Raw genomic sequence first — 6408 nt, forward strand, 5'->3', positions numbered from 1 at the left:
GCGATTTTTAAACTCGACGAGATCCAAAATAAAGATAAATTACTACGCCCAGCCATGACTGTTGTTGATTTGGGAGCTGCGCCGGGAAGCTGGTCACAGTATTTAGCAGAAAAAGTAGGCGATAAAGGGCAGGTGATCGCTTGTGATATATTACCTATGGATTCATTGGCCGGCGTTGATTTTTTGCAAGGAGATTTCCGAGAAGAAGCTGTTTTAGATGCGTTATTAAATCGCATTAATGGTAAAAATGTTGATGTGGTGCTCTCTGATATGGCACCAAACATGAGTGGTAATAGCTCCGTTGACCAAGCTGGAAGCATGTATTTAGTGGAATTAGCATTAGATATGTGTAGCCAAGTTTTAAAGAAAAATGGTGCATTTGTTGTTAAAGTATTCCAAGGTGAAGGCTTTGATGAATTCTTAAAAACAGTGCGTGATAGCTTTAAAACTGTAAAAATCCGTAAACCCGACGCCTCACGTGCGCGATCACGTGAAGTATATATAGTAGCGACAGGCTACAAACTGTAGTACAGTTGTCAGGCGTTTAGTTGAATTTAAATTAATTGGATACAAGAGGTTAACCCCTTGAGCGATATGGCGAAAAATCTAATACTCTGGCTGGTCATTGCAGTTGTGCTAATGTCAGTATTTCAGAGCTTTAATGGTGGCGATCAAACAGACCGTCAAACTAGTTACAGTCAATTTGTAAAAGATGCCCGAAGTGGCGCTATACAAGAAGTGGCAATCGAAAGTACCAGTGGCACAATTACTGGCACTAAAACCAATGGCGATCGCTTTCAAACGATCATGCCTATTTATGATAAAGACATTCTTAATGACTTATTAAAAAGTGATGTGAATGTAAAAGGTGTGAAGCCAGAAGAGCAATCATTCTTAGCGAGCATCTTAATTTCATGGTTCCCAATGTTATTACTAATTGGGGTATGGATTTTCTTCATGCGTCAAATGCAAGGCGGCGGTGGCAAAGGTGCTATGTCGATTGGCAAGAGTAAAGCACGCTTAATGAGTGAAGACCAAATTAAAACCACCTTCGCAGATGTTGCCGGTTGTGCTGAAGCTAAAGACGATCTAACAGAGCTTGTTGATTTCTTACGTGATCCATCTAAATTCCAAAAACTTGGCGGTAGTATTCCTAATGGCGTATGAATGGTTGGTCCTCCAGGTACGGGTAAAACCTTACTTGCTAAGGCCGTTGCTGGTGAAGCAAAAGTACCATTCTTTACGATTTCAGGTTCAGACTTTGTTGAGATGTTTGTTGGTGTGGGTGCTTCGCGTGTTCGAGATATGTTTGAACAAGCGAAAAAAGCAGCGCCATGTATCATCTTTATCGATGAAATTGATGCCGTAGGCCGTAAACGTGGCGCAGGTATGGGTGGTGGTCACGATGAGCGTGAGCAAACACTTAACCAAATGCTAGTAGAGATGGATGGCTTTGAAGGCAATGAAGGTATTATCGTTATTGCCGCGACTAACCGCCCAGATGTACTTGATCCAGCATTACTTCGTCCTGGTCGTTTTGACCGTCAAGTAGTGGTTGGCTTACCTGATATCCGTGGCCGTGAACAGATCCTTAAAGTACATATGCGAAAAGTGCCATTAGGCGATAACGTAGAAGCTTCTGTTATTGCGCGTGGTACACCTGGATTTTCTGGTGCTGATTTAGCAAACTTAGTCAATGAAGCGGCTCTATATGCTGCACGTGGTAATAAACGTGTTGTTAGCATGGCTGAATTTGATGCTGCTAAAGATAAAATCATGATGGGCGCAGAGCGCAAGACCATGGTGATGAGCGAGAAAGAAAAAGAAATGACTGCGTATCATGAAGCCGGACATGCAATTGTTGGCCGCATCGTACCAGAGCACGATCCTGTTTATAAAGTATCGATTATTCCACGTGGCCGTGCCCTTGGTGTAACGATGTATTTACCAGAGCAAGACCGTGTTAGTCACTCTAAAGAGCTATTGGAATCTATGATTTCAAGCTTATATGGTGGCCGAATTGCTGAAGCACTGATTTATGGTGAAGATAAAGTAACTACCGGTGCTAGTAACGATATTGAACGTGCTACTGACATTGCGCGCAAAATGGTTACACAGTGGGGCCTAAGTGAAAAATTAGGGCCATTACTATACGCTGAAGATCAAAATGAGATGTACATGGGTGGCGGCGGTGGTCGTGCCATGAGCATGTCGGATGAAACGGCAAAAGTAATTGATGCTGAAGTTCGTTTGTTCTCAGATCGCAACTATCAACGCGCTGAGCAAATCTTGAAAGATCATATTGATATTCTGCATTCAATGAAAGATGCATTAATGAAATATGAAACGATTGATGCTAAGCAAATTGATGATCTAATGGCACGTCAGCCTGTACGTGAACCACGTGATGCGCATGACCGCCGTGATACTGCTGATAAAAAACCAGCAGTTGAAGAGAGCAAAGCAGAGCCAGTTGCTGAAAAAGACGACAAGCCAGCTCAAAAAGATGAAACAAATCTTGATGATAAAGCTGAATAACAGTTAAAATAGCTAAACGAAAAGCCCCGATTGTCGGGGCTTTTTTGTAACTGGTTAAATAAAGTATATATATCAATGCAATGGATGTATTGAAGGTGATAGATGACCACAGTTAAGTTACCTAGAGGTCGCAGTTTACACCTCGACACCCCAGTTATAATGGGGATCTTGAATGTCACTCCTGACTCTTTTTCAGATGGTGGGCGCTACTATCAAACAGACAGCGCTGTCATACAAGCTCAAAAGTTACTCGCAGATGGTGCTACCATATTAGATATTGGTGGCGAATCAACACGTCCTGGTGCGCCTGATGTTAGCCTTGAGGATGAATTAGCCAGAGTAATACCCGCAATCGAGGCAATTCGTGCCCACAGTGATAGCGCCGTTAATGATTGCATCATTTCGATTGATACCAGTAAAAGTGAAGTAATGCGTCAAGCTATTCTAGCTGATGCTGATATTGTTAATGATGTGCGTGCTTTACAAGAGCCAAACGCACTGGCAACAGTTGCTCAGTATCCAGACGTTGCGGTGTGTTTAATGCACATGCAAGGCCAACCTCGAAGTATGCAAAACTCTCCACATTACGATGATTTATTCAGTGATATAAATGATTTTTTTGTACAGCGGATCAATGCCTGTGAAACAGCGGGTATTCAGCGCCAGCAAATTATTTTAGACCCCGGGTTTGGCTTTGGTAAAACCCTCAGTCACAACTACCAATTACTGGCGCGGTTTAATGAATTTAACCACTTTGGTTTACCTGTTTTAGCAGGACTATCGCGCAAATCAATGATTGGCAACTTATTAAATAGACAAACAAACGAGCGCCTTGCTGGCAGTTTAGCAGGGGCATTAATTGCAGCGCAAAATGGCGCAAAAATTATTCGTGTACATGATGTAAAAGAAACCGCAGATGTGCTTGGCGTGTGGCAAGCTTGCGAACAAGGAATTTAAAAATGAAAGAAAGAAAGTATTTTGGCACCGATGGTGTACGTGGCATGGTAGGTGAATACCCAATTACACCAGAATTTGCACTTAAATTAGGTTGGGCTGCAGGCAAGGTACTATCAAAAAATGGCACTAAGAAAGTCATTATTGGTAAAGATACTCGCATTTCTGGTTATATGTTAGAGACATCACTTGAAGCGGGTTTGATCGCCGCAGGTATCGATGTGGTATTACTTGGCCCGATGCCGACGCCAGCCGTTGCATATTTAACGCAAACATTTCGTGCTGAAGCTGGAATTGTGATCAGTGCATCTCATAACCCATATCATGACAACGGCATTAAGTTTTTTTGTGGCCGAGGTTTGAAGTTAGCTGATGAAGTTGAGCTACAAATTGAAGCAATGCTTGATGAACCAATGACCTGTGTAGCATCTGATAAGCTAGGTAAAGCCCGCCGTTTAGAAAGCGCTGATGGCCGTTATATTGAGTTTTGTAAAAGCCAATTCCCACAAGGCCTGTCGTTAGAAGGTTTAAAGATTGTATTAGATTGTGCCAATGGTGCAACTTATCATATCGCACCATCAGTAATGCGTGAATTAGGCGCGCAGATAATTAGCCATGCTTGCGAGCCAAATGGTGTAAACATCAACCTAGAATGCGGTGCGACCCATGTTGATGCATTAAAACGCAAAGTATTAGAACATAATGCTGATGTCGGCATTGCCTATGATGGTGATGGCGACCGTGTAATGATGGTTGATCACAATGGCCGTGTCTTTGATGGTGATGATATTGTTTATATTATTGCCTGCCAAGCTGCCAATGATGACATGTTAGGCGGTGGTGTTGTTGGCACGGTAATGTCTAATATGGGTCTTGAAAACGCGCTTAAAGCGAAAGGTATTGAGTTTGCTCGCAGTAAAGTGGGTGACCGTTATGTAATGGAATTACTACAAGAAAAAGGCTGGAAAATCGGCGGTGAAAGCTCAGGGCATGTATTGAATCTGGATTTGATCAGCACCGGTGATGGCATCATTTCAAGCCTACAAGTTTTGGCTGCTATGGTGGCGCAAAATCGTACGCTAAAAGATCTTGGCGCAGGGTTTGTTAAATACCCGATGAAGATGATTAATGTGCGCTATAAAGCGGGCACAGATCCAACACTTGCACCAGAGGTTATTGCTGCGGTTGCTGATGTTGAAAAACAACTTGCTGGTAAAGGCCGTGTGTTATTACGTAAATCTGGCACTGAGCCGGTTGTTCGCGTGATGGTAGAAGCCGAAGAAGAGAAAATAGTCCTTGATAGTGCACAAAAAATTGCTGCAGTTGTCGAATCTATGAGCAAACAAACTGATTAAGAACAATAACCTCTTGTAACTTTGGGCGAGTCGAGTTACTATCTCGCCCGCTTTCTAATGTGGAGTGGAAAAATGGCAATACGCAAGCCAATGGTCGCAGGCAATTGGAAAATGAACGGCTCGAAAGAGTTAGTACAGCAATTATCTGACGCTATCAACAACGTAAAATCAGATCAGATAGACGTTGTGGTATTTCCACCTTACCCATTGTTACCTATGCTAACAGCAACAGGTGTAACAACTGGGGCACAAACGGTTTCTGAAAATGAACCGGGTGCATTTACTGGTGAAGTTGATGCGCAATTAATTAAAGATTTAGGTTGCCAATATACGTTAGTTGGTCACTCTGAACGTCGTAGTATCTACGGCGAAAGCAATGACACTGTTGCAGCTAAGTTTGCTCGTGCACAACAAGTGGGTTTAACACCTATCTTATGTGTTGGTGAAAGTGAACAGCAACGCGAACAAGGTCAAACTGAATTAGTCGTTGCTGCACAAATTGATGCAGTAATTGATAAATTAGGTATAGCAGCACTGAAAGATTCTGTGATAGCATACGAGCCCGTTTGGGCCATTGGCACAGGTAAGACTGCATCGCCTGAACAAGCACAACATGTGCACAAATTTATCCGTGATAAAATTGCTGATAACAGTAGTGATTTAGCACAAGGGCTGACCATTCTTTATGGTGGCAGCGTAAATGAAAAAAATAGCGAATTATTATTTGCACAACCAGATATAGACGGCGGCCTGATTGGTGGCGCTAGTCTAAAAGCAGAGTTATTTACTGCAATCTGCGAAAGTGCAAAAGGGACCGTATAAGATGTACGAAATTTTATTAGTAGTTTATTTAGTTGTTGCTTTAGCGCTTGTTGGTATGGTTTTAATTCAACAAGGTAAAGGCGCGGACATGGGTTCATCATTTGGTGCTGGTGCCTCTGCAACCGTTTTCGGTTCGTCAGGTGCAGGTAACTTTATGACAAAAACAACTACAATCTTAGCCAGTGTTTTCTTTGTGCTAAGTATTGTACTAGGTAACTTAACTGCAGGTCAGATCAAAAAGACTGATGAGTGGGAAAACCTAGAAGCAGCACCAGCAGTTGAAGCAATTGCTCCTGCAGCTGATGATGTTCCAGTAACATCAACGAAAGAGAAATCTGACGTACCAAATTAATACTTATTAAAAGTATCGTTAAACGATTTATCATCCTCAAATAAATCATATGTTTAACACCTAAAGCGAAAGCTTTAACAATGCGGTTGTGGTGGAATTGGTAGACACGCTACCTTGAGGGGGTAGTGCTTTCGGGCGTGGGGGTTCAAGTCCCCCCAACCGCACCATCTTATAAAAACCAGTAACAGCGATGTTACTGGTTTTTTGCTTTTTGTGGTCTGCAATTAGCACAGACTCTCACCTCGATTAGCTCCTCCTGTTTATTATACCAATCGTGTTAAGTTACTGACCATTTATAGCGACAGATAAATACAGTGATAACAAGGCGTAAATTTTGACATGTAGTTGTTCTACTTGAAAAAATTATAACGCAGTTAGCGCTTTATT

The 6408-nt window shown here is 42.3% G+C and carries 5 protein-coding genes, 1 tRNA gene and 1 pseudogene; all 7 read left to right on the forward strand.

The features are described from left to right. Positions 1 to 528: 23S rRNA (uridine(2552)-2'-O)-methyltransferase RlmE (gene rlmE, locus H5232_RS21725; protein ID WP_182831500.1), on the forward strand; the 528-nt coding region annotated here is incomplete at its 5' end. Between the two features lie 66 nt (positions 529 to 594). Continuing rightward, positions 595 to 2538, forward strand: a pseudogene (gene ftsH / locus H5232_RS21730) (ATP-dependent zinc metalloprotease FtsH). A gap of 102 nt (positions 2539 to 2640) precedes the next feature. After that, the gene (folP, locus tag H5232_RS21735) at positions 2641 to 3495 is read left to right on the forward strand and encodes a dihydropteroate synthase (protein WP_182831501.1); all 855 of its coding nucleotides are present in this window, start codon (positions 2641 to 2643) and stop codon (positions 3493 to 3495) included. A 2-nt stretch (positions 3496 to 3497) separates the two neighbouring features. Then, entirely contained in the window at positions 3498 to 4847 is a 1350-nt protein-coding gene (gene glmM, locus H5232_RS21740) for a phosphoglucosamine mutase (RefSeq protein ID WP_145239192.1), read from the forward strand. Positions 4848 to 4919: 72 nt separating this feature from the next. Continuing rightward, positions 4920 to 5669 carry a triose-phosphate isomerase gene (gene tpiA / locus H5232_RS21745; protein ID WP_182831502.1) on the forward strand — a complete coding sequence of 250 codons (750 nt, stop codon included), beginning with the start codon at positions 4920 to 4922 and terminating at the stop codon, positions 5667 to 5669. Position 5670: 1 nt separating this feature from the next. Then, entirely contained in the window at positions 5671 to 6021 is a 351-nt protein-coding gene (gene secG / locus H5232_RS21750; RefSeq protein ID WP_182831503.1) for a preprotein translocase subunit SecG, read from the forward strand. A gap of 82 nt (positions 6022 to 6103) precedes the next feature. Continuing rightward, a tRNA-Leu gene (locus tag H5232_RS21755) sits at positions 6104 to 6188 on the forward strand. Positions 6189 to 6408: the final 220 nt, after the last annotated feature.

The organism is Pseudoalteromonas sp. SG41-5 (assembly GCF_014164495.1).
GTDB lineage: Bacteria > Pseudomonadota > Gammaproteobacteria > Enterobacterales > Alteromonadaceae > Pseudoalteromonas > Pseudoalteromonas rhizosphaerae.

What these genes read in the sequence shown, in the direction of transcription:
- secG (WP_182831503.1), top strand. Translation starts at nt 5,671, where the DNA reads ATGTACGAAATTTTATTAGTAGTTTATTTAGTTGTTGCTTTAGCGCTT.
- folP (WP_182831501.1), top strand. Translation starts at nt 2,641, where the DNA reads ATGACCACAGTTAAGTTACCTAGAGGTCGCAGTTTACACCTCGACACC.
- glmM (WP_145239192.1), top strand. Translation starts at nt 3,498, where the DNA reads ATGAAAGAAAGAAAGTATTTTGGCACCGATGGTGTACGTGGCATGGTA.
- tpiA (WP_182831502.1), top strand. Translation starts at nt 4,920, where the DNA reads ATGGCAATACGCAAGCCAATGGTCGCAGGCAATTGGAAAATGAACGGC.